The sequence below is a fragment of the Pseudomonas sp. 8(2025) genome (assembly GCF_052665325.1).
This window is the reverse complement of record NZ_JBQOIE010000001.1, coordinates 499,332-523,015: the sequence shown is the minus strand read 5'-3', so window position 1 is coordinate 523,015 and position 23,684 is coordinate 499,332. Positions and strand designations below refer to the sequence as shown.

Here is a 23,684-nt window from a genome sequence, read left to right as displayed (position 1 = left end):
AGGGTTCTCTCGTTGCTTATTTGCGCAGCAGGCGCAGACCGTTGAACACCACCAACAGGCTCACGCCCATGTCGGCGAATACTGCCATCCACATGGTGGCCAGCCCGGCAAAGGTTACCCCAAGAAAGATCGCCTTGATGACCAGGGCCAGGACGATATTTTGCTTGAGCACCACCGAGGTCTGGCGCGACAGGCGGATAAACGCCGGGATCTTGCGCAGATCATCGTCCATCAGGGCCACATCCGCGGTCTCGATGGCGGTGTCGGTGCCCGCCGCAGCCATGGCGAAACCGATTTCGGCACGGGCCAGGGCCGGGGCGTCGTTGATCCCGTCGCCCACCATGCCCACCCGGTGGCCCTGGGCGTACAGGTCTTCGATGGCCTGCAGCTTGTCGGTGGGCAGCAGGTCGCCCCGGGCCTGGTCGATACCCACCTGGGCCGCAATGGCCTGGGCGGTATGCGGGTTGTCACCGGTAAGCATCAGGGTCTTGATCCCCAGCTCATGCAATTGCTGGATGGCTTCGCGGCTGGATTCCTTCACCGTATCGGCCACGGCGAACAGCGCCAGCGGGCCATTGCGGTCCAGCAGCAGGACCACGGTCTTGCCCTGCTTCTCCAGGGCGAAGAGTTTTTCTTCCAAAGCCGGGGAGCACAGGCCCAGCTCTTCCACCAGACGATGGTTGCCCAGGTGGTACAGCTCGCCGTTGATCTCGCCGCGTACGCCTCGGCCGGTCAGGGCCTCGAAGTTATCCACAGGGTGCATGGCCAACTGCTTATCCACAGCCGCCTGGGCAATGGCCAGGGACACCGGGTGGTCGGAACGCCCTGCCAGGCTTGCGGCCAGGGCCGGGGCGGTGTCCTGGGCCAGCGGGTCCAGGGACAGGAAGTCGGTCTGCACCGGCTTGCCGTGGGTGATGGTGCCGGTCTTGTCCAGGGCTAGGTAGTCGAGCTTGTAGCCGCCCTCCAGGTAGACCCCGCCCTTGACCAGGATGCCCTTGCGCGCGGCAGCCGCCAGGCCGCTGACAATGCTCACCGGGGTGGAGATCACCAGGGCGCAGGGGCAAGCCACTACCAGCAGCACCAGGGCGCGGTAGATCCAGTCGAACCAGACGCCGCCCATGAATAGCGGCGGAATCAGCGCCACCGCCAGGGCGAAGGCGAATACCGCCGGGGTGTAGATTTTCGAGAAGCTGTCAACGAAGCGCTGGGTCGGAGCCCGGGCGCCCTGGGCCTGTTCCACAGCGTGGATGATCCGCGCCAGGGTCGAGTTGTTGGCGGCGGCAGTCACTCGGTATTCCAGGGAGCCGGCCTGGTTGATGGTGCCGGCGAAAACCTTGTCGCCCACAGTCTTTTCCACCGGCAGGCTTTCACCGGTGATCGGCGCCTGGTCGATGGTGGAGTTGCCGGACACGACCTCGCCGTCGAGGCCGATGCGCTCGCCGGGACGCACCCGCACCAGTGCGCCAAGTTCGACGCTTTTCGCTTCCTGTTCGCTCCAGTTGCCGTCTGCCTGCTGCACCGTGACCCGTTCCGGGGTCATCTGCATCAGGCCGCTGATGGCGTTGCGCGCCCGATCCAGAGAACGGGCCTCGATCAATTCCGCCACGGTGAACAGGAACATCACCATCGCCGCTTCCGGCCATTGGCCGATCAGCACGGCGCCGGTCACGGCGATGCTCATCAGGGCATTGATGTTGAGGTTGCGGTTCTTCAGGGCGATCCAGCCCTTCTTGTAGGTGGTCAGGCCACCACTGAGGATCGACACCAGGGCCACCAGGGCAATCACCCAGTCGGGCGCGGCATTGGTGAAATGGATGACCTCGGCAGCCAGCGCGCCGATACCGGACAGGGCCAGCGGCCACCAGGGCTTCTTCACGGGCGCTGCGGCAGGCGCGGCTTGGTCACCCTCCTGTTCCAGGGGTTCGGCGTGCATGCCCAGTGACTTGACCGCCTCGATGATAGGCGCGGTGCTCGGCAGGTCGTGGGTCACCCCCAGCACGCGGTTCATCAGGTTGAACTCCAGCGCCTGGACCCCGGCCAGCTTGCCCAGCTTGTTCTGGATCAGGGTCTGTTCGGTGGGGCAGTCCATGGCTTCGATGCGAAAGCTGCTCAAGCGCGCGCCGGCGGTCGGGGTCTCGCTCAGGGTGACCCTGGACGGCGCCAGGTCGGCGGAACCGCAGCAGGATGCGCCGTGGGCGGCATGATCGTGTGCCTTGACCGGCTGCAACTTGCCCGCGGGCGCATGGGAATGGCTGTGGCCATGGCTGTAATCGTGATCGTGATCGTGATCGTGATCAGCCTGGGGCTGCTGATCCGCGGTTTTGCGCGGGCTGTGGAGAGAATCGCTCATTAGGGTCCCTTCCGAATTAAGGTGCTTGTTGCCAAGTGAACACCCTGTAGCCACTATAGGGTCAAGCACCCATTCGGAGACGACGGCAATGAAGATTGGCGAACTGGCGAAACTCACCGACTGTCAGGTCGAGACCATCCGTTACTACGAGCGCGAAGGGCTGCTGCCGGAACCGGCCCGCAGTGAAGGCAACTATCGCCTCTACACCCAGGCCCACACCGAGCGCCTGACCTTTATCCGCAATTGCCGCAGCCTGGACATGACCCTCGAGGAGATCCGCAGCCTGCTCAACCTGCGCGACAGCCCCCAGGACCAGTGCGCCAGCGTCAACGCCCTGATCGACGAGCATATCCATCACGTCAAGGCGCGCATTGACGGCTTGTTGGCCCTGCAGGAACAACTGCTGGACCTGCGCCAGCGCTGCAGCGAGGGCCCGGACCTTGAGCACTGCGGAATTCTCCAGCGCCTGGAAGTCAGCGGCTCGGTGGCCCCCAATGAGAGCGAGCCCTCCCATGTCGGGCGCAGCCACGGGCATTGAACCCCTGGCGCGGTTTCAGGCGCCGCGCCGAACGCTGGCCGTCAGCCGCAGATAAGCCCCTTCGAGGATTGCCAGTAGCCGCTGGTCCAGTTGCTGCCAGGCCAGCCCCTGGCGCACCAGCCAGGCGCTGAGCCCCCCCACCAGGCAGCCACCCAGAATGTCGAAAGGGAAATGCACGCCCAGGTAGACCCGTGCCCAACTCACCAGGATCGCCAGGCTCAGCATCACCAGCCCGGTCTTGCGCAGGCTGGCCAGGATCAGCGCGAAAGCCATGGCGAACATGCCACTGGCGTGGTCGCTGGGGAAAGACGCCCCAGGCGCGTGGGCGAGGAAGTTCTGCCCCAGGCCGATCATGAACGGCCGCGGATGGAACCACAGCTCACGGATCAGCAGGTTGCAGACCAGGGCCAGGACAATGCTCAGGCCGGCGAGCAACACGATCATGCGCTGGCGGCGCTCGCCGAAAACCCAGAACACCACCAGCAGCAGCGGCACGCTGAGTACCACCCATTGCGCGAGGAAAACCGCCAGTGCACGCATCGGCATGGACGCCCCGGCACTGGCGTTGATGGCCAGGAACAGGCTGTGATTGAGTTCTTCCATTCGGGGCTCACGTTGAATGTCACAAGGACCACACCCCGCACCTGGCAGGGCCGCTACTCAGAGCGTAGCTGGCCGCCGGGCACAGCAATGCCCGGAACGGCTCCGGGCACAGGTCGATAAGGGCAACAGGATCAATCGACAAGGGCCGCGCGGCCCTTGCTGCAGTAGCTGGATGCTCAGACCGCCATCGGCGCCGTCATGGGCGCGTGGTGCTCATAGCCTTCCAGGGAGAAGTCGCTCGGTTCGATCAGCTCCAGCCACTCCGGCTGGTAGACGCCGGTTTTGGCGAACTCCGGCACACGCTCGGAAATCACCAGCTTGGGCATCGGGAACGGCTCGCGCTTGAGCTGTTCGTTGAGCATGTCCAGATGGTTTTCATAGACGTGGGCATCACCGATGAAATAGGTGAACCAGCGCGGCGTGTAGCCAGTCAGGCGGCCGATCAGGCTCAGCAGCGCAGCACCCTCGGTGAGGTTGAACGGCGTGCCCAGCAATTTCACCCCCCACCTTTACTGCACATTACGTTGACTTGTAATGCCTTCCGAGCAACTTGGTATATGTGCATTATAGCTTTTGCACATTACCTGCGCAACCCTTAATACTGGATAAACCACCAGTTTTTTAAAGCCCTTTCCAAAGCTCATCTTCTCCTTATCCCCCCGAGATACGAGGCCTTCAGCCAAGAAATTGACTCATCCTGGCAATGTGCTATCCATGGTGTCGGGGAAATCAATCTCCCTAGGATCAACTCCAGCGCTTCCGCAGCCGCTAAGACGCAACCAGCAGGGAGAATCGATGCGCCTAGATCAGATGCCATACCACTCAATGCCCACCTTGGCCGTCCTTCCGTTCCGGCAGTTCCGCATCGGATGGACGTGGCAGCTGCGGGCGCTCAAGCTCTTCCCCGACTCCCAGCTGTCCTGGAAGCGTTACTTCTACGATAACGGCAGTGGCCATGCGAGGGTGGCTGTTTTCGCCTCCTACGAGGAGGCCATGGAAGCGGCAGACGAGTTCAACAGCCGCACCAGTGAACTGGTCGTCCAGGCGGTACCAGATCCTGTGCTGCAGAGCTCGACCACCCTGAAAGTCGAGAAAGCACTGACGGCGGCGCGCCGCATCCAGGGAGAAGAGGAGCTCATGGAGCGCGAGGCGATCAAGCGGAACGCCCATCTGCCCCGGCTCTCCGCGCAAGAGCTGAAACTGCACAATACGATGGAGAGCTTGCGGCAACCGCTCCACGAGGAACTTGAGCGTGCGCCTTACCTGGAAATAGTTGCCATACCGAGATTCAACATGTGCCTTCGCCGTGTTGATGACCAGACATGGGAACAGATCGGAGCCTTGTCTCCCAAACGCTCGCAGAGCTGCCTGCGCGAAGTGACAGCCAAAGGGTTTGGTCTTTCGGGAGCTGACCACTGGGGAAGAACCAAAGCGCAGATACGCGCACTCTTACTCCCCCGAGCCAACCAGCTGCTGCAGCTAGCGAGCTTCAAGCAAATGCTCGCCGAGGCCAGGATGCGCGGCCAAAGGGTACTGGTCTGCGGTGGCTTCGTGTTCTGGTATGAGGACGACGGGGTGCCACGGTGGGTGGTGAAAAACACGGGTGGCGAGTCCAGCGGCGATGAAGGAAACACCTTGTGGCACGAGGGGACGATTTTATCTAAGAACCATGGCCGGATCGTCGTGCTTCCTTACATCAAGGAGAGCGGGGAAAAGGTTCAAGGGCACACGAAGAATGCACCGCACGATGGAAAAGCGCTGCCTCGGCATCCTGACCAGTACGTCACCCTCCCTTTCGAGATCCTGGATGGTGACCTCATGATCGGACTGTTTGGTGAACTCCACTATGAGTAACCCACCGACTAATCAGACATAGGCGCACCCCATATCCCCCAAAAAACAACGCATCCCAGAAAACAACGCATTAAGGCTTCTATTGAGTGGCCAAGTGCTATCCTGCCAATCTCGATCTGCCGTCTCGCTGGAAGCATGACGTCGGCCAGTGGCAGTGGGCAAAACCGACATGTTCCGTATGTCGACGCTCGCTGATTGCCGGGGCCTGTGACTCGCCATGCCTTCAGCATTACGGGGAAACCGGTTTTCACAACATGCAAGGAGTGCAAGATGCAGTACGTGGCTTGTTTACGAGTTGGTCAGAATGACGTTAAGGCGCTGATAAATCTGGAAGACCACAGGCGGGAAGTCGTGGCTCCGCTGTTGGACATGCGAGGTGACGACGACAGACACCTTCAAACATTCCTAGCGAGTTGGACTGAGCATCCTTTTTTCCTAGACGTTTCAAGAATAACGAAGGACGTTGGTGAAGAGTTCATTACTACCAACGACCTGCACAATCCTCATGGCGCGTTTGAGAACAAACGTCGATTTTTCTCCGATGTGGCAGGCATCAACCAGAACGTTATACCAGTGGTTTCCTGGGTTGATGACGACCCCCAACGAGCAGTCATCCAAAGTGCACTCGCTCTCCAGGGCGACTTCCCCCATATAGCCATCAGGGTTACCTGTCCGGAAAACCCCACCACGACTTCGTGGAATAGATTGCTATCGATCCTGGATGCTCTGGAAAGCCCGGACACCGCGACGGTGATTTTGGACTTCGGTGCCACAGCTCCGGCCAATACTGCCTCAGGGTCGGATTTCAATGTATCCCTGCGTCAACTCAACAGCTATCAGATACGGAATCTGGTTCTGATGAGCACCTCCTTCCCTATCGATAAGCCGGCCTCAAACACCTCACGTTCCTCCGCCTGTTACGACGTTGCGTGGCAAGCAAGGGTCGATACCAGTGGCATAGAGTCGGATATTGTCTACGGGGATTACGCCGCCACTAACCCAACTGCCTCGATGGAATACATACGAGGCATGCCTGTGCTTCCTTTTGCCTGCTATTACACGCCAACGGAATGGTGGCAGCGACGCAAAGGCTCGGATAAGGAATTTGTGCGATACGTTGAAATCGCCCAGGAGATTAGAGGCTTACCGGGTTATCACGGCGACGACTTCTGCTGGGCCACTCGTGAGTACAGCAGAATTGTCGCCACATCTACCGGCTACGGGAACAACGGAACATGGAATGGATACAGGATCAATCAGCATATCTGCGCCATGATCCAGTCCATCCTAGATACTGACGGCTTCGATGACCTCGATGCCGATGACTTACTCTAACGATAACGTTGTTTCAGGCTGACCAATACATGTGACCTGATCACATCCATGGGAAGGGCGTCGCTGAGCTGGCGGCGCACTTCTTTTATGAGGTCGCGACTTTTCGTGGGCACCCCATGCTGGTTGGCGAGTGCATCCAACTCACTACGCCACAAAAATCCTGTAAGGTGGAATTTATCCTGAAGCTTGTTGGGCTTCGCCTTTCGAATCATCGCCATGCCGGAATAGTCATCGACGACGAGTACGCCAACATGCGGCAGACAAGACTCAAGAGCCTTCACCAAGTGCTTCGAATGACAGCATAGCCAGACTTCGTCAAAGCACGCCATATAGGCCTGCTGCTGGCCCTCCCAGCGTGTCAAGGTGTCGGCATGGGACTTGATTTCGAAAGCGGTTAGCTTCCCATTGGCATGAACGAGATCGGCGCGTCTGGCCTTATCGATGAAGCACAGCTCCTCGATGAAGACGTCACTCTCTTCATGGGACATCGCTTTCGCGACCCACTGCTTGAGGATTGGGCGGATTTCGGTTGGATTCAACATGCGCGGATTATAGACAGACAGTTGAGGCTTCTCACGCTAAAAAAGCGCCCAGTCGTCGATCACCACAGGGCCCGCATGTGTGTGATACCTGTCCGGCACGAGTGGAGAAGCTGACGCAAGGCCATGTGGGGGCCTGGTCGTTCCTGGCCGACCTCAGCTCCTAACGGTGGTTAATACGCAAGGTAAGCGACGTCCGCGCATACATAGTGAGCGGACGAACATTCACCTACCCATCGGGAGAGCTCGACGGTTCTTCAGATTGGTCAAGACCGCGCTATTAGCTTTCGCCAGACTCCCTGGCTCTTCAAGAAAAGCCTACGAAACGTTCCAGACCTCTCACCCGACTCATTACTCACATCGTCGTCGTAATCACCGACGTCGAACTCTTCATCTTCATCTTCATACTCCTCCCCAAGCAGACCGCTTTTCTGCAGCCGAGCCTCGTAACTCCTCAGCTTTAGCTCTTGATTAGCGCTACGAATTGCCAGGACTGTGGCCTCGATGCGCAAAACCCCCTTTCCATCTTTTCGTAGCCCGTTCACGCGCAGGAGACAGCCCAAGGCGCGCGTGCGAAGAAGCCATTCGTAACGTGCTGAGCCAGATGTTCCTTCGTTCCTATCGAAGACGAACGTGACCTCGACTTTGTTGACGCGCCGTCGCCCCCGGACTAAATCTGCCCCCGAGCCGTCAGGAGCCAAATTGGTGAAACTGTACAATCCCTGGACGAACACTAAGTCACCCTCAATGATCAGACGGTCGAGTGTTCCTCGATCCAAATCATCTGAGATATTCCTCACAGAGGCATGCCCCATAGCGGCCTCAAGCATGCTGCTCATGTATCGCTTCAAAGCATGCGAGAGCGCATAACCGACGTACAGAGGGCCTTTCCTGGGGCGAAGCTGGCCTTGTTCGTCACAAGCGCCATTGAGCAGGGCGTCCTGAAATCCCTCAAGCTCGGAGACGTTCACCCCAAGCTGTTCCGCGATTTCAAAAACCCTGAGGTGGTTAAAATACCACCACTGACAACTGATCAGCTGAGTGGCCTGGAGTATGGCAAGAGGGTCTAATCGACTGACCTCTTGCTCCCAGGTGGCTTTTGCAGCCTTAAGCCGGTCAGGCGTAAGCGTAAGCTCCAATGCGTGCGTGGAGTGGGCCTCGCCGTGATGGATTGAGCAGAGGACGGCTAGGTTAGCTTGAGAGTGGTCGCGACTTTCCGCCCATGGTTTGATGTGATGAACGATGATGGGACGGCTAGCATCTCGACAAACACAGCAAAGCCAGCGATTGTCATAAAGCGTCCGGATTAAGTGCTCAGGTGGGATCGGTGGCCTTCCACTCCCAAGGATTACGGGCACGGCGACTTCACCAATGCCCAGATCCAACAGTTTCTCCGGGGGTAGCGATTGAAGCTTCGCAAGCGTCCACTTCTCCTTCCTGAGCTTCTCGGCCAATGCACTGTCTACACCTCTCGCAATCAAGGCGAGCTCTACTCGATTTCGGGTCACATACTCACTTCCGTTCTTAGCTTGATGGAGAACTACGCAAGCCGCCATTACTGAGGCTGCTGCTTGCTCGAATTTATGGTGCCGGCTTCTCGGGCTGCCAAAAATTGCAGCTGAAGTTATTCAAGCCACCGCCGTAGGGACTAGGCCTCACCGCGAACACTTCTGGTACAGCATCCCCATCGCCGCCATCGCGGAAGAACTCTCTCATAGAAAAGAGCGCCTGGGCCTTCAAGCGCTCCCATTCTCGGTAACGCCTGTCTTCTAGTTCCCTCTCTACCTGAGCGGCGCTGGGTTTGCGCTTGGGCAGCGGCAAGGTGTAATTCGGCTGAGGGGAGAAATCGTAGACGAACGTCAGGTGCCCGTGCTTCCAGTCCGCAGAGGGCGACGCTCGCCAGCGAAACGACACAGACACCGATAGCCGCTTGCTGAGATGGAAAGGCGGCCTGATCTGATCATCAATGAAGAACAGCTCACCTTCTTTACGCTCAGTTTCGAGCCGCCCTTTCATCTGCTGCAAAGCGTGAATGAGGTCATCGCCGGCATACAGCGCATCCTGCCGAGTGCGTTCGCGCTTGGCATGGGCCTTGGCTTTGCTGTACTCAGCGATCGCTTGTTGGAACCCATGAAGCCTAGTAGCCACGTAAGGGCCGCAGTCACTGAGCCCAAGGCCATGAATCGGCCCTATGCGCTCTTCATCCAGGCACTTGCGCACTGCTGTCCGAAGCGCTGTCTCGTCGACGTCGCTGATTGCAGCTTGCTGATTACTCGGCAGGTTAATGTAGGTCATACCCAAAACTGTCCTTGTGTAATGGTGGCCAAGCAATCGCCTCATCTCAGCACACGCCTTTCCGCGCTTTTGAGAGATAGCCCAGCGATACAGCGCTGGAGTACGAGGTTAATCAGGGGATGTTGGCACAGATGCTCAGATAGGCGCAGCGCCCACAATGGCGACCTCTGGAAGCAGAGCGATCACCTGCAGCAAAACGTTGAGCCATCTTGTATACGGACGTACTTGCGACCTGCCTGGAAGGGCCATCCATCACGTGCTGGTCAGTGATAATGGAATAGATCTTCGCACTCGGCCTTCGAGAGCCATTGATATCAAGCATCATGGGCCGGAGGTGACTAAGGGTGTACTGGATCCCCGTCTGAGCTCGAATCCAGTGCAGTTGCCCTTTATCGGCGATCATCCAAGGGAGCTCAATGCGCACACCGTTGACTTCGGAAACCATCCCTTCTTCAACGGAACCGCCGACGCTGTTTACCACCACCAGCCCACGTTTGGCGGCGGCAATCGCATCATCCATCAAGCCAGGATCTTCTGCCCTATCTGGTAGACCTTGTAACGCCCATGCGGCTTGAAATGCCGTGTTGGGATCAGTGCCGTCCCTCGCCACGGCCAACAGCATGTCCATAATCGCCCAACGAGCACGGATCGAGACGTCGATTTCCTGCTCGGCAGTGAGCGCTAGCTCATAGCGATAGTGGTACTGGAGGGGACAGCTCATGTAGGCCTGGAAGGCCTCATAGCTCAGAGTGGGTATCACGGTGCTGCTAGCCAACGGCAGAGGTATGATGGGTGCGGGCGGTACCTTCACCCCCGAGCGCTTAACCAGACTCGTGGCAGCAGCGCGATTGAGCGGAACTGGACGTGGCCACCCGCTGATCTCATAGAGATATAGGTAATCACGGGCCCGAGACAGAGCGACATAGAGCAGGTTATTGCGCTCCACCCGTTCTTCGAACATGAACTCTGCCCCGTTGCTGTTAAGCACTTCCGGGGGGATGAGATCTAATCCCCGCACATCGTATGCATAGGGTCGATTGGCGCCGTATGACGCGTCGTCAACATCGGTGACGTGAACTGCTGGGTACTCAAGCCCCTTGCTGGAATGCACGGTCATGACGCTCACCGCATCCAGGACTCGCGCTTCAGGCGGTAAACCACGATCCCCTAGCTTTTCTCCGATCCTACGGCGTAGCTCCTCGCGAAGCAGGAACTGGGAAAGCCGTGCCTGGCGGACATCGCCGTCACCATTGCGTACGGCGTAGACGAACAGCCATGTTGCCAAGCGCTGAGTATGGGCTTGTATGGTCTGATCAGCAGGGTTTGGAAGACCGTAGCGCTGATCGAGCAGTACTTTGGAGACAAAATCCCAAGGCCTTGAATTGCGCTTGAGCCCTTTCAACAGCGACGCCAAATTTGACTTGGCTTGCTGGCCAGCGGGCGATAGGCCTGGCGTAGGCAGCCACAGCCAACGGCCTCGCTGCATGCTCAATCCCGCGCCTTTGCGGGTCAGGAATATGAGGTGCTCGATGTCTTGGGGTGGCATCCGAAATGCTGGCTCAGAGATCAGCCCGACCAAGGAGCGCGGCTGTCGCATGCACAGCAATTCCATCAGGCACAGCAGCTTCTTGATCTCAGGGCGCTGACAGACATCGCCGATGTGCAGCACCGGCACATTCAGGTTTTCAAGTGCTTCAACAATTTGCTCAACGTTTGCCGATTTACGGCTGATCACGACTTGATCCCTGTACGGGACACCCCTCTGCACCAGCCCATCAATGCGCTGAGCGATCGTGACGGCTTGGGAGGGCTTCGAGTCGCATTCATACAGGGTTGGTATAACCCCGATCGAGGGACGAAACGCTGCGACTGGCTCCAGAGGCATCCGGTCGTTGAGTGCATGATGGATGCCAGCGCAGGAGAATAGCTCCAGGATCTCAGGGGTGCTTCGCCTGTTCAGGTCGAGAGCGTAACGGCGCACCGTGGCTCCGGGAATGGTGCTCAGGAAGGTGGCGCCGAAGTTCATCAAGCTACGGATCGATGCGCCTCGCCAGTGGTGGATGGCCTGGCGCACGTCACCAACGACCCAGAATGACTGAGCATTGAGAGCCAATTGCCGAAGGAGGTCGACCATGACCTCGGTGACATCCTGATACTCGTCCACTAGCACGTGCGAGAAATGGTCGATGTACTGAGCAACGCTCGTTCGATCCCGCTTGGCCTGGGATGCAGGGAGGGCAATAAGGTCAACGTAGTCGACCAAATGCTCAGCCCGCATTGCGGCTTCATAGGCTTCAAACAGGGTGGCGATGTCTTCGCGTTCATTGGCTACATCCGGCTCGCAGGCCGGCAGTGCAGCCAGGCGTGCTCGGTAGTCAGCAACAGTAAGGCATTCTTCCTTGAGTCGCTTGATATGGCCCAGGACGCCAGGTAACCAATCGTACGGGTTCTGTAGCCTCAGATAGTACTTGAGCCGCACCTTGGGCAGCGTGCTCACCATCAGGCGAACTTGCATCAGCGGATCTGCGAGCCGAACATCGGACTCCAAGCCGAAAATCTGATGATATTTGCGAAGGAATTCGAGCCCGAATGCATGGAAAGTACCGGCCCACACGTCGGCGGCTCCGGCGATACCAGATACCTTCAGGCGCTCCACCAATTCATGAGCCGCCTTGTTCGTGAAGGTCAGCACCAAGATTTGGCTGGGAGGTATACCCCGCTCGACCAGGTGTTTGATGCGATGAATCAGTGTCGTCGTTTTACCAGTACCTGGCCCGGCAACAACGTTGACGAAGGTTTCGGGTGCGGTAGCAGCATCTTGCTGTCCCTGCGTCATAAGCGGCAGAGGAGGAGGTGGAGCAGGAGGCAATATGGGGAGCAAAATGCCGTCGAAGAGCTGAAGGCGAACGATCTCCAGCGGTACCTCCAGAGTGGCCGCGATGACCGTGGCACCACTACCGCCATGGAACAGTTGGCTTGCGACACCACGGGGTAACAGAAGCTCACGGGCAAACACGTTGGCTTGAAGCTCCAAGCGCTCACGAGCACCGTATGCTTCCACCGCCACCGTAGCCTGACTCCCATAGGAATCCGTCATGCTGGTCAGATGAGCGACCGTCTGTGCAGGACGATCGCCGTCGAGGTACCAGTGACCCAACTCATGAGCGATGAGATAGGCCGTTTCTCCTGGAGACACGTCGTTGCGGATGTAGATGGTTTGGATTTCTCGCTTGAGCACCCCGCTTCCGCCACCCAGCTCTGGGTGCCCGAAAGGTAAGCGCTCAATTGCGATTTCGAGCGTGTCCTCAACATGAGCCAGGAGCTCAGAGGAGCTAACCCCACCTAGAGAGGCGGCCAATCCGACCAGGGCTTCTCGGGTTTCGAATGCTTGCCGACGTGCCCGGTCGAATGGATTCACAGTTAGCCCTCTAGGTTCAGGAGACGCTCTTGCTCCTCAGCCGGCAGCTGAAGCTCTTTGACTGCAACACTCCACGTCTTGCGTTCCGCTTGCACAGTGGGTTTTCCGTCAGTCGCTTTGAACGCTGGAACGCATTGGGTGGCGAACCGCCGCTCCAAGGCTACCGACACAACGTCCAACGGCTTCTTCAAAACGACGGCCAGCTTCGCCAAGACACGCGTAGGCGCGAGTACCGAACCACCGAGGATCATGTTGGTCAGGCCGCGTTGATCACCTAGATCGATCTGAGGGGCGAGAGCACGAGCTTTAACCCCACTGACCTGCTCGATCGCCTTGATAGCCTCTTCGACAGCCTCATCACTGGTAAACGAACTAGCCATTTCCTCACGCACGGCGGCAGCGTGAGGGCAATGGCTCAACGCGTTGGCGAGAAGGAAGTTGGCAAATGATGACAACGAGCGCTCATATTCGCCTGCGCGTAAACGCGTTCTCATCACCAGACGCCTGTCAGCCCGAATGATCCAACTCTCCGAGTCGGCACCTGCGTAATCATTGGCAGTACGCTCGTAATCGGTCAGCAGCTCCGAAGGGTCTACTGTCCTTGATTCCTTATCGAACCGAGTCAGCCCGTCCTGCACCAGATCTCGCGCAGCGGTCGACAGCGATACCCCACGGCGTTTAGCTACGTCTCTTACCAACTCGTGAAGCGAGACCTTGGTTGTTAAACCAATTTGCAAGCGGGCTTGGGTTCGTTCATCGATATTTTTGGTAGTAGCGGTAGGTTGCATGGTCGTCTCCAAAGTCTGCTTAACCGCAGGCGCTGTGCGTGAGACAGGTGACATCGCTGACCGTTCGTCAGCAGGAACTTGAGGAATCAGTTCTACGAGCACGGACATCAAGCCAAGCAGCAGATGCGGCTCGTCCTTGCCAGTGACCACCACAGGCTGGCCATTAGCCAGGGTCATCTCGCACTCAATCCCCTGGGAGGTCTCCCGCAGGTGCATGAATGGCTTAAGGCAGGCTAGGAAACTAGCGCACCCTTGGAGATAATCGGCAGGCTGAAGCTTAGGCATTTTCATAGACAGATTTGGTCGCTGGTGAGATCGTGCGTGAGAATCACGCTGGCATACATCACTTTTATATCACTCGCGCGTGTAGGGACACAATTGATCCAGGCAATCTTTTCAGAATCAGTGCGTGTCGCAGTCAGCGAATGGCGAGCGAACATGACCTTTGAGCAAGTGCTTGAGTACTTGGAGCGCCCTAGCGATCTGGGGCGTGAGCTGCAGCCTGCGATCGAACGCGAGCTCAATAGCCGGGGTAGTACCTGTGCAGAGGTGCAAGCCTTTGCGTGGGCGCAGCCTTGCCTGACCCTGGAGGGTATCTTCCAGCCAGATGACCTACCCGACACCCCCATTGATTTTTGCCCGGTGCCTGAAGCAGAAGGCACAGTCATTGCCCGAGTAACTGCGATCGCGTGTCTTGCCGCTATCAATTCCGCCACGGTTTCCTACGGCTCCGAGAACGGAGGCGACCTGTTCGTGAACTTAGTGGTATTCCCGCCTGGCCGAGGTAAATTCACAATCAAATCGGCGGACAAGATGAGCGGGCACACGGATGGCGTGACCTTCCCGTTGCGGGGGTACCGCGACCCCCTGAATGACCGCATCGCACCCTCTCCAGACTTTGTGTGTTTATCGGCACTGCGCAACCCGAAGCAAGTTCCGACTACGGTGATGCCTCTCGACCACCTCATGGCGCGCTTGAGCCAAGAACATATCGATGAGCTTCAGAAGCCCCAGTACATCATTGGCTCGCAGCTGACTTTCCGCGATGGAATGGTCGACATCCTGGGCGACGAGCTCGATGTGGATGATGCGCAGCTCCTTTTCCAAATGAATGGAAGCTGGTGGATACGCTTCAGCCATAGCACCACCCAGATTGCTGACGTCGGCCACAAATCCGCGCAGGAGGCGATGGACGCTCTGAAGCATGCATGTGCTGACTGCGCGATCGCTGTACCTTTGCAGCCAGGTGATATCGCCCTGGTGAACAATCGCATTGCGCTGCACGGTCGCAGTGAACCTGGAAGTGAATACGGCGAGCAAACACGTTGGCTCCTACGTACCTATGGGCTGGACACCACGGATATAGATCCTAGCCAGTGGCATGAAGGCAGCGCTTTCAAGCTGTATCCGTAAGAGGTTAGGCGCTCGCAGCAGATGTGCACAGGAGGCTTTCGCTGCACATTTCGTCTAGGGAGCTGATAAGAGTAAACAATCAGCGTCAGGCGCCTTGGGACGTGGATTGGCTATGTCAATCAGCGAGCACGGCTTTTCAGGCCGGTTGCGAGCTGTACAAACGAAGTGCATTTTTCACGGTTCACGAAGTTTGTATCGCTTGCTTCGGTAGGAAGCATGAACAAGATGTCGAGAGGAAGTTCTGCGCCTGCAGCCTGCAGCTCCAGTTTCAGCCGGGATAAGGGCTCCCCGGCTGGGCCAACGATCAAAATATCGTAGTCATATCCGATGCCATAAAGGGATGAGCCAAACATAAAAGGCTGGAAGTCAACCAGCGATGGGCAGGCCTCAAGGAGGTACATAGCCACTTGAGCAGCGCTCATTAGCGACCTTTCAGAACACTCTTCAGTTCGTCCCATTGCAACACATCGCATCCAAGTTCACGTCCAGCTTCTATCGCATCGGCCCTAGGGAATCCGTTGGGATTAATTGACCACACGATATCAACTGGGCCAAAACGCTCCCACAGCGTACGGATGGCATCAGCCGTGGGCTCGTACTCCCGCACCATGCCTACCCGAAGGGGTTTGCCGTTCCAAAGCTTGAGGCTGAAGATCCGATCAAACTCTCGATTCAGATCACTGATAGACCGAGACTGCTCGATCAGTCGGTAGGCAAAGCGGTATTCCTTGTGGGTAGCTGTCCTGATGTCATCTTTGCCCAGCGCAGAGCTCAAGGTGCCAGCGCTTCCCCATCCGATATTTTTTTCCTTCAGGAATCGGATGGCCCCACCTTCCCAGATACACTCCTTTCGATAGCCGCACATGAAATCCATAACGGGGAATTCGAGGAAATATTTCCGAATGAGTTCTCTATCTATTATGTGTGCGTCTGAGATTATCGCTAAAACGTCAGGATGCCCATGTACCGCGATTTGTATAGCGTCGCCGCCAACATGAGCAGCCGACGCTACATCTTGGTCACGGCTAAGGTTTTCCAATGCATACTTCACTTGCCACTTCATGCGAGTATTTCGTCCATTTTCGTGGGGTATCGAATAGCTCGACCAGCGATACCGCAAACATGACGCTCCGCGAGCCCACGGACGTGTTCCTGATAACGCGCAAATGTGGCCAATTCCGCATCCGTCATGTGGTGCAAATTCGCTTTGACGATAGCCTGGATGCGGAAGTGATTGGGAAGGATGACGTTGCGCATCCTGTGTGACCAGGCCTTCGCAGCTTCGGATTCAGGGTCGAGGTCGGAGTTAGCGCCCTCGAAAGGGGCGAGTTCGTTCCATATTGCCTTGTTTTCAGCCATTGCGCCGACAATCGCGAGTCTACCGCCTGCGCGGTCATCATAAGCGCAAATTCCCTGTTTTTGAGCCAAGGCTGAAAGGTGGTTATTTTTCCATCCTAATAGGGTGCTGCGGCTATACGCCTCAGGATTCTTATCGATAATCGTATGGCAGGTAGGGCATAGGAGAAGCAGGTTCTCGAAACCGTCTACCTCAAAATCGCCGGCAGGCCGCTCATCTTCACGGGGGCCTTTTTCACCGTGTGGGATTACATGAGCCATCTCGGCGATGTGTTTTTCTCCACCCATCTCATCGGGGAAGAGTGTTTCCAAGCACGCAGGACGCTGGCAGTGGCCTGCGGCTGCCGAAAACAGGCGAAGCTTCGTATGGGAGGGGATGTGCTTACGTTCTGCCATGTTCTTGAGTCTACGGGCCGGGCTCATAGAATAGCCGGCGAACGTACAGGCTCATAGATCTACTAAGGTGTGGCCTTCGAGTCTACTTAATTGTCCCGACCCAGTTCTTCGTATACAGATGATTCGGGAGGCATGCACCCGGAACCAGTGCTCGACCCCGTCTCCAGCTCCCTGGTGCTCCACAAGCGGCTTCCTTCACCGTGTCCACGTCCGTAGAATCTGACAGATCGAGCAAGTGTGGCGGCTATCTCTTTGCCCCGCAAAGAACGCTTAGCCTTTGGATGGCGGCCCTTGTTTGGGTCTTCTACTCACACGTAACGCTTGGAACACGTCACTGATGAAATCTGATGCCGGAAGACTAAGCACCTATGCAAAAGGTGATCGTTTTGAGGAACAGGTATTTGATTTTCTTTCGAGGGAAATTAGCGAAGGCCGGTTTTATGCCTTCCGACCTGAGTGCTGCAATATTTTCAGAAAAAAGGGGTATTACTCTCGCGATCGGGAAGACTTCATCATTTTTGATGTGTCGGTGGAAATTTTCCTTCCTGGCTTTGAGACACCTTCTTTGCTGGTGCTCATTGAATGCAAGAATTACAGCGGCACCGTGCCGGTTGGTGATATTGAGGAGTTCGGCTCGAAGATCAGCCAGGTCACCGGCTTCAATGCCAAGGGAGTTTTCGCATCTGCCAGCGCGTTCCAATCCGGCACATTCAACATTGCTCGCAATCGTGGCTTCGGTGTGCTGCGGTTTTTCGATCAGTCTGAATTCCGCTGGGAGCTTCCCCGCACGCTCCTGACTGGCACTAGCAACGTGCGAGCCCGCAAGCGCGCCGAGATTGAATACGCCCTGACCCAGCCCGGCTTTAAGCCTACGGTACACAACGCGTATGCCGTGACTCCCTCGGGCTTCACCAACGGTTGGGATGGTATATGGAGCGGGTTGGGCCTAGAGAGCGCGTTTCGGGAGGCTGACTTGCCTCTCATTCGATTACCAGCAGCTGTTAGCGCACCGAGGGTGGCGTTCATCTCACGGGAAAGGATCGAGAGCGCGGCGACGCAGGCGTTGAGATCAATCTCGTATGTCCACGGCGCGGTGGATCTGGACGCACTAGTGAAGAAGGAGGCAACCGCCAGTGGACTAATTGTGAGCTACTTGGAGTCCTCAACTTCTGCGTTGGGCAGCATTACGTTCTACCCTCTGGAAATAAAAGTCTTTGCTGAAGACAGCCAATCCCAACTGGCACGTTTCACCCTCGCCCATGAATTGGGACACCACTTTCTCAACCACGGTCGCTACATGATCCGGGAAAGCATCCGGGCTCAAGAGATTGACCAGGCCCAATTCATCACAATCCCAAAAGGAGAAGTCGAGCGGTTGGAGTGGCAAGCCAATACGTTCGCCTCCTGTTTATTGATGCCTGGCGAAGACTTTCAGATAGCTTTTGGACTATTACTGCGGCAGCTGGGTATTCGTAATCGAGGACACGGCCCCCTGTACCTCGATAGCCAGCCCGACAACATCAGCCAGTTCGAGACCGTGTGTGCCACACTCAGCAGATACTTCAAAGTCTCCAAGACAGCGATCCGCTTGAGAATGCGGGCACTAGGCTTGCTAGTCGAAACGGAAAGTTGACTTCGCCGGTCGGGTACTTAGAGGATCGCCCGCAATGCTCCCGGCTACGATCACTCTCGCGGTGGCGCAAGTTATCCAGGACAGCATTCGACCGCTCTGATGACCGATCAACAAGTGAACGGGTTTGTCTGGGGGCTAGGTGTCTGTGTTCTAGCCAATGATGTTGCCTTCAAAGCGCGCCTGTTCAGCCTCCATGCAGCGTTGGGGAAAATATTCTTCACGATCTGGTGAGGCGCCTGGGCTAACTGAAGACCTGGGCCAACTGCAAATCGCCCAGGTTCCGAGCTTTGCACCGTGCGGTTCGGCCTTTGTTCACGTGAGGCAATCCCCCTGCTCCTGACCTGGGTGCCCCAAACCTGCGCCATCGCTGACTCAGCGTTCCAAGTCTGCAACAGGCAGACCTGCTTAGGCATACATACCGTGATCCATCCGTAATAGCGCGCCATAGGCATCTGCGTATCCTATAGGTGTGCACAGCACCCTGCAGGGCGCCTGACGGCCTACACCTACTACAGATCTTAAAAGCCATCGCTGGGCCTTCTTTCGACTTCCAAACACTTCAAACGCGATCGAGAAAATATGCTCGTAACGCCCCTGAAAACAGCGATACCTAGCACTCCAGCAGCCGATTGGGGAGCGAAAGCATCGTCCGACAACCTTAAGCTCATTCATGCTTCAGCCTCTTGTGATAATGGTCTGGTCGTCTCTCGTACTCTGTGCAGGGGAATCCCGGCACCCTATCCAACGCCTTCAAACCTGCAGCGATTGTGCCGGACAGCCATGATCTGCACGCATGCGGTCTAGACACACTCACTGTCCTGTTTTCGCTGTTCGTTGAAGTCATAGTGGTGTGCATCCTAGCGGCCCTGATCCACGCCTGGGGCTACCAGCGCGCTTCCAAGCTTCGTTCTAGGCACTTAGCCTTCCCACGCACTGACACCGTTCGTACGTATGGACAGTGCCGCCTCCTAGCGCGGCCCTTCGGCTCAGACGCAACGCTTACCATCGAATCGAAGATCGGCTCGTGGCTACATATCGCTCAGCACTGATCGTGCAAAATGGGAGAGATTGGAAGCGCCGTCTCCATTCCTGCGCAACAGGTAACCGTTGATACCCACCTGGCGAGGCCCATCCCGATCACACCTTTCTGAGTCGCCAATCATGACGATCCTTCTCTGACCGCTGAGCTCATTTTCTGGCCGGACATTAAGTAGATCGCAGGTGTGCAGGTAGATGCCGGCTTGCGGCTTCATAACGCCGATGCGATAGCTAAAACCATAGGCCCCAAGGTGCGGGAAAATTCTTTCAACTACGGGGCCGTAGGCCATGGCCAGGTTGGAACATACGGCCAGTCTCAACCCTGCAGCTTGCAGCAGCCCAACGGCCTCAACCGCGTCTGGATATGGCCGAATGCTTGCCAGCTCTTCCTCCAGGCATTGATCGAGAAATGCAAGTTGGGAGGGCGAGATCTTGATACCAAAGTGCAGCGCAGCCTCGCTTAAAGAAAGGCAACGAGTCATGATCGTTCGAATGTCATCAGCGAGAGGCAAGCGGCCTTGACGTCTCCCCTCTCGAAGCAACTGTCGAAACGGATGTGTCGGCTGCTGTATCTCGACCAGCGTTCCGAAGGCGTCAAAAATTACGGCACTGGTCTTCATCTGAGTTCCTTCGCTGGCCAGCGTCCACAAGACACCAAGCCACTCTGACGAGAATCTAGTTCAACAACCAGAACCCAAGCTATCGAAGGGTAACGCCAAATTTTGAAAAATCATCCACCAGCCTTTTTCTACGCAGCATTTTCGGAAGCTTGAAGACGTTCCTGTACCCATACCACAAAAACATAGGAATAATGACAAGCCCAACTCCAAAGGTGGCTGTTGCGGCAATAAGCCCAGCTGGAACCGCTGCTAGCGATACAACCACACCCTTTATCAAAGTCGACCTTGCAATAATTCTCAGATCATCTAAGTCGCACTCAACTTTCCCACCAGCCTTCTCGAAAGCGACAACAATTATCGATTTTTTTGAGGCATGCTTATAGTACCAAGTTCGCGGAACATCAGTCGCCAAAGCACCATGTTTCGCTAGATACTTCAGCATCACAACCTCTTTGAAATAGAGCGTAGCGCCGTGCTCATCTTCATATCTAACACGTCGATAGAGAGCGTCTAGATCACCGCTCGCCTGAGCATCATAGTTCTTAACAGTCAATGTCAACTTTTTTAAATCGGACATGCTTCTTCCCTTAAACACACATTAACCATTAGCGAATTTGATGACGCCCGGATCGATGAAGCAGGCTGAGATAGCGTCCTTGACGACGCGAGGGCACTCAAGCAGCGACAGGCAATCGGCTGACCATGACGTAATGATCGTTGCCTGACACTGTCCGCAATAACGCCATGCCCTCGACCTCCGCTATCACCTCACTAGGGGGTGTGACAATTGTCATCCCATCAACCAGGTGCCCTGAAAGATCGCCATACACGTACGCAACGAAACGATCACCAACTTCAGCCGCATCTACCAGATACGCGTCCACTAGCGCACCCCAATCATGGGCCTGCGCAACCGCCAACTTAGCTGACACCAAACTGGGCAATCGTATTCCGCCCTCAGCCATCCAGTCCTGGGAATTCAGACAACTCATGGATTCTCCATCACGTTCGAATTTGAAACCTACTCACTTACTGAAAAAGCTAAACGCCAGCAGCCCTATCAGTCTTCATACACTGACAACTAGGTCTGGCCGAAAGCCAGTTTCTTCAGTGGGATAACCACGAGGATTACTCACAAACCGGACGCCATTAACAACCTCATCCACAGCTTCGTGGGTATGGCCAAAGATCCATAGATCGATCTTGAAATCCATCAGGCCATCCCAATTGTTTCCATAGGCTGCTCGCAAGTGAGGATCGGCTCCTTGGTCACTCACGAACTTCATAAGGGGCGGATGGTGAGTCACAACTACGCGCTTACCGTTGAATGGCAGCGACAGCTGAGCCTCTAACCACTCCTTCGTCTCTCGATTTCTCGCGATCAGGTCATCAGGGCGCAAACGACGATACTGTTCACCGACACGGATAGCGCGAAAGTCATTCAGTGACTTACGAGCGCACCAAGAAGCAGCTACAGGGTCTCCGGTCGCGGCCAGGCTCGTCCAACCCGTAGCGCAGAGAAACTGCACGTCACGGTGTTCTAAAACCTGATTTTCCAAGACGTGGACGTGCGCCTCAGCAGCGTCAAGCAGCTTGCTGTGGGTTCGATCTATATTCCCGCTGTAGTGCTCATGATTGCCCATGGCATATATGACAGGCGTGCTGAAGGTCAGGCTGGCCCATCTAGCCCCCCTGGACTTCACGTGGATGTCGCCGGCTAGTACGACCACGTCACAGTCCACCACAGGGGGGACGAAATCGGCGAACTCACAATGTAGATCAGACAGTATATGAAGCTTCATCCCAAGCCTGCTGACGTCGACTTTCTAATAAATTGATCACTCCCTGGCCCGGTCGCTCGGACGCGGCGAGGCTGCCATCAGTAGGCCCACGATAAACGATGATCGCCATTATTGCTAGCTTTCGATATTTATCGACGCATGGCGCTGTGGCCCTATTCTTCGTTTTGAGCGCTCAGCATGCAGAACGAGATAGCAGCAATAGTCCGAGCTCTGCGCGACCTGAGAGGATCGGCTCAGGAGGAGCTTGCCGAGATCAGCTCCCAAGCCAATTTGTCGCGATTGGAGCAGGGGAAAACGCAGGTCTCTTTGGTCAAGCTGAGCAAGATCGCGCGCACCCTGGATTTCGATCTCGTGGCTCTCGTCGCGCTGTGTCAGGCCCTCCAGGATGGGTCATCACCTATCGATGTCATGGCGAAGGCTTCAAAGGATTTGGAGGGCTTCGTAGCCCAGGGAGGCTTACAAGGCCTGAAGAAGCACTGGGACGCTAGTGAAGGGCTGGTAAAGCGCACGCGAGGCAAACCCAGTAGCCCAGATCGAATCCGAGCTGTGCTGGAGCTCAAGGCCAGCGGCATGTCGAAGGCGGAGGTGAGTCGGGCGCTGGCTTTGCCTGAAGCAACTGTCAGGCGTTACTGGCTCAAAGATCTACCTCGCTGATCCGCTGTATCTCAGGGTGAATTGCGCAGGTTATGTGGAGAATCATGCCGGCTATAGCAGGCTCCTTTGAGAGAAGCGAGTTAGCAACTCTTCAGGCACGCTCTGGTCAGCCGGCATCAGAACGATAACCTCGGCGCCAAGGACATCCGTAGGGAGCCGAAGCGGTTTCATATCTCCTTCCAACCCTAGAATGATCACCCCTTTGGTAACTTTGCCTCGGTAGACCCCCAGTAGCTCTTGGATGCGCGTCAACGCCCAACGAAACATTTCTAAGTCGTAACGAGACTTGGTTTCAACCACCACTCGGTCATCCCCGTGTACGATTAGAAAATCCGAACTCATGCGTCCAAATGCAGAGGGTGCTTGGATCGCAAGATCTGGTGCAACGCCTGCCATGTACCCCGCTAGACCTCCGAAGAACTGCGCCTGCCGACGAGCGGGGCCTGACCTCATATCCACTTCGGAGTGGGGCAAGAAGTGCAAACACAACTCCGCTACCCATTCCAGAAGGCCAGTTGTTCTTGCAATGCTAATTCTCTGAATGGCGGCCTGAAGCTCTCGCTCTGCTTCCGCTTGAGCCGTGTTATAGGCGACGCGTTCAGTGATCTGATCCAAGAGAAGGCACGAAAATGCTGAAACGGAGACGATGGCCAAGAAAGCCTCGCTTTCGTCGAAATTCAGTTTGTAATCATGCGTGGAGGGGTTCCGCCACTCAGTACGATAGGTTGTAAGTTGCGACAGAACCCGTGGCTTGAACACGCTATTTTTTTCGAGGTAATTCTCAATTTCATAGGGATTTTTTCGGCCAGGATCTTTACCCGCAAGAACTCGATACGCTTCCTTGACACTTCCTTCGAATGCCTGATTCGTACGGTAAATCGAGTCGGTGAATGCTGTGTCCTCACCATTTTCCTGTCCCCGCGACAGATGCCGGAATGCGGTCTCAATATGGAGAAGCACGGCCTTGAGCCCTGGAACGCATTCCTCGTCGCCCAAGGCCTGAATTTTGTTGCGCAGGGTATCGACCAGATCCATGTCTTGGAATCCTAATG

21 protein-coding genes and 1 pseudogene are annotated in these 23,684 nt (G+C 56.4%); 6 read left to right on the top strand and 16 right to left on the bottom strand.

The features are described from left to right. Nucleotides 1-16 precede the first annotated feature (16 nt). On the bottom strand, nt 17-2,350 hold the full coding sequence (locus tag ACUXVH_RS02490; RefSeq protein ID WP_065365075.1) for a heavy metal translocating P-type ATPase: 2,334 nt from the start codon (nt 2,348-2,350) through the stop codon (nt 17-19). 88 nt (nt 2,351-2,438) lie between these two features. Here ACUXVH_RS02490 and cadR point away from each other — a divergent pair, with 88 nt between their 5' ends. Then, nucleotides 2,439-2,888, top strand: coding sequence for a Cd(II)/Pb(II)-responsive transcriptional regulator (gene cadR, locus ACUXVH_RS02485; protein WP_011064066.1), 450 nt, complete (start codon nt 2,439-2,441; stop codon nt 2,886-2,888). 15 nt (nt 2,889-2,903) lie between these two features. On the opposite strand, the gene ACUXVH_RS02480 is transcribed toward cadR, so the two are convergent. Both ACUXVH_RS02480 and ACUXVH_RS02475 read right to left on the bottom strand, forming a co-directional pair. After that, nucleotides 2,904-3,491, bottom strand: a complete 588-nt coding sequence (locus ACUXVH_RS02480; protein WP_065365074.1) for an undecaprenyl-diphosphatase — start codon at nt 3,489-3,491, stop codon at nt 2,904-2,906. Nucleotides 3,492-3,667: 176 nt separating this feature from the next. After that, a pseudogene (locus tag ACUXVH_RS02475) lies at nt 3,668-3,982 on the bottom strand (thymidylate synthase); the annotation flags it as partial. A gap of 304 nt (nt 3,983-4,286) precedes the next feature. On the opposite strand from ACUXVH_RS02475, the gene ACUXVH_RS02470 reads away from it, so the two are divergent. After that, nucleotides 4,287-5,345, top strand: a complete 1,059-nt coding sequence (locus tag ACUXVH_RS02470; RefSeq protein ID WP_445493812.1) for a hypothetical protein — start codon at nt 4,287-4,289, stop codon at nt 5,343-5,345. A 270-nt stretch (nt 5,346-5,615) separates the two neighbouring features. Beyond that, nucleotides 5,616-6,680, top strand: coding sequence for a beta family protein (locus tag ACUXVH_RS02465; protein WP_445493810.1), 1,065 nt, complete (start codon nt 5,616-5,618; stop codon nt 6,678-6,680). Here the strand turns inward: ACUXVH_RS02465 and ACUXVH_RS02460 are convergent. The 5 genes from ACUXVH_RS02460 to ACUXVH_RS02440 form a co-directional block, all read right to left on the bottom strand. After that, nucleotides 6,677-7,222, bottom strand: a complete 546-nt coding sequence (locus ACUXVH_RS02460; protein WP_306407600.1) for a sce7726 family protein — start codon at nt 7,220-7,222, stop codon at nt 6,677-6,679. The two genes, ACUXVH_RS02465 and ACUXVH_RS02460, sit on opposite strands and share 4 nt — an antisense overlap. 263 nt (nt 7,223-7,485) lie before the next feature. Next, nucleotides 7,486-8,700, bottom strand: a complete 1,215-nt coding sequence (locus ACUXVH_RS02455; RefSeq protein WP_445493808.1) for an HNH endonuclease signature motif containing protein — start codon at nt 8,698-8,700, stop codon at nt 7,486-7,488. A 100-nt stretch (nt 8,701-8,800) separates the two neighbouring features. Next, nucleotides 8,801-9,514: a hypothetical protein gene (locus tag ACUXVH_RS02450; RefSeq protein ID WP_445493806.1), complete on the bottom strand. Its 714-nt coding sequence runs from the start codon at nt 9,512-9,514 to the stop codon at nt 8,801-8,803. A gap of 112 nt (nt 9,515-9,626) precedes the next feature. Then, the gene (locus ACUXVH_RS02445) at nt 9,627-12,932 is read right to left on the bottom strand and encodes a UvrD-helicase domain-containing protein (RefSeq protein WP_445493804.1); all 3,306 of its coding nucleotides are present in this window, start codon (nt 12,930-12,932) and stop codon (nt 9,627-9,629) included. Between the two features lie 2 nt (nt 12,933-12,934). Beyond that, a complete protein-coding gene (locus ACUXVH_RS02440) occupies nt 12,935-13,897 on the bottom strand; it encodes a hypothetical protein (protein ID WP_445493802.1) in 963 nt (320 codons plus the stop codon). A 144-nt stretch (nt 13,898-14,041) separates the two neighbouring features. Here ACUXVH_RS02440 and ACUXVH_RS02435 point away from each other — a divergent pair, with 144 nt between their 5' ends. After that, nucleotides 14,042-15,133, top strand: coding sequence for a TauD/TfdA family dioxygenase (locus tag ACUXVH_RS02435; protein WP_445493800.1), 1,092 nt, complete (start codon nt 14,042-14,044; stop codon nt 15,131-15,133). 119 nt (nt 15,134-15,252) lie between these two features. On the opposite strand, the gene ACUXVH_RS02430 is transcribed toward ACUXVH_RS02435, so the two are convergent. From ACUXVH_RS02430 to ACUXVH_RS02420, 3 genes are read right to left on the bottom strand one after another with little or no spacing between them, the layout of a single operon-like run. Continuing rightward, nucleotides 15,253-15,555, bottom strand: a complete 303-nt coding sequence (locus ACUXVH_RS02430) for a hypothetical protein (RefSeq protein ID WP_445493798.1) — start codon at nt 15,553-15,555, stop codon at nt 15,253-15,255. Further along, entirely contained in the window at nt 15,555-16,196 is a 642-nt protein-coding gene (locus ACUXVH_RS02425; protein ID WP_445493796.1) for a hypothetical protein, read from the bottom strand. Before ACUXVH_RS02425 ends, ACUXVH_RS02430 begins: the two co-directional genes overlap by 1 nt. Beyond that, nucleotides 16,193-16,885: an HNH endonuclease gene (locus tag ACUXVH_RS02420; protein ID WP_445493794.1), complete on the bottom strand. Its 693-nt coding sequence runs from the start codon at nt 16,883-16,885 to the stop codon at nt 16,193-16,195. Before ACUXVH_RS02420 ends, ACUXVH_RS02425 begins: the two co-directional genes overlap by 4 nt. 337 nt (nt 16,886-17,222) lie before the next feature. Here ACUXVH_RS02420 and ACUXVH_RS02415 point away from each other — a divergent pair, with 337 nt between their 5' ends. Continuing rightward, nucleotides 17,223-18,518, top strand: coding sequence for an ImmA/IrrE family metallo-endopeptidase (locus ACUXVH_RS02415; protein WP_445493792.1), 1,296 nt, complete (start codon nt 17,223-17,225; stop codon nt 18,516-18,518). 1,028 nt (nt 18,519-19,546) lie between these two features. Here ACUXVH_RS02415 and ACUXVH_RS02410 read toward each other — a convergent pair. From ACUXVH_RS02410 to ACUXVH_RS02395, 4 genes are all read right to left on the bottom strand, one after another. After that, complete coding sequence (locus tag ACUXVH_RS02410; protein WP_445493790.1) at nt 19,547-20,176, bottom strand: HAD family hydrolase; 630 nt, start codon at nt 20,174-20,176, stop codon at nt 19,547-19,549. A 79-nt stretch (nt 20,177-20,255) separates the two neighbouring features. Then, nucleotides 20,256-20,753, bottom strand: coding sequence for a hypothetical protein (locus tag ACUXVH_RS02405; protein WP_445493788.1), 498 nt, complete (start codon nt 20,751-20,753; stop codon nt 20,256-20,258). A gap of 97 nt (nt 20,754-20,850) precedes the next feature. Then, nucleotides 20,851-21,168: a hypothetical protein gene (locus tag ACUXVH_RS02400; protein ID WP_445493786.1), complete on the bottom strand. Its 318-nt coding sequence runs from the start codon at nt 21,166-21,168 to the stop codon at nt 20,851-20,853. 75 nt (nt 21,169-21,243) lie between these two features. After that, entirely contained in the window at nt 21,244-21,978 is a 735-nt protein-coding gene (locus ACUXVH_RS02395) for a metallophosphoesterase (RefSeq protein WP_445493784.1), read from the bottom strand. Nucleotides 21,979-22,155: 177 nt separating this feature from the next. Here ACUXVH_RS02395 and ACUXVH_RS02390 point away from each other — a divergent pair, with 177 nt between their 5' ends. Beyond that, the gene (locus ACUXVH_RS02390) at nt 22,156-22,632 is read left to right on the top strand and encodes a helix-turn-helix domain-containing protein (protein ID WP_445493782.1); all 477 of its coding nucleotides are present in this window, start codon (nt 22,156-22,158) and stop codon (nt 22,630-22,632) included. 51 nt (nt 22,633-22,683) lie between these two features. Here ACUXVH_RS02390 and ACUXVH_RS02385 read toward each other — a convergent pair whose 3' ends face one another. Continuing rightward, nucleotides 22,684-23,667 (bottom strand): hypothetical protein, encoded by a 984-nt coding sequence (locus tag ACUXVH_RS02385; protein ID WP_445493780.1) that lies wholly within the window; start codon nt 23,665-23,667, stop codon nt 22,684-22,686. Nucleotides 23,668-23,684: the final 17 nt, after the last annotated feature.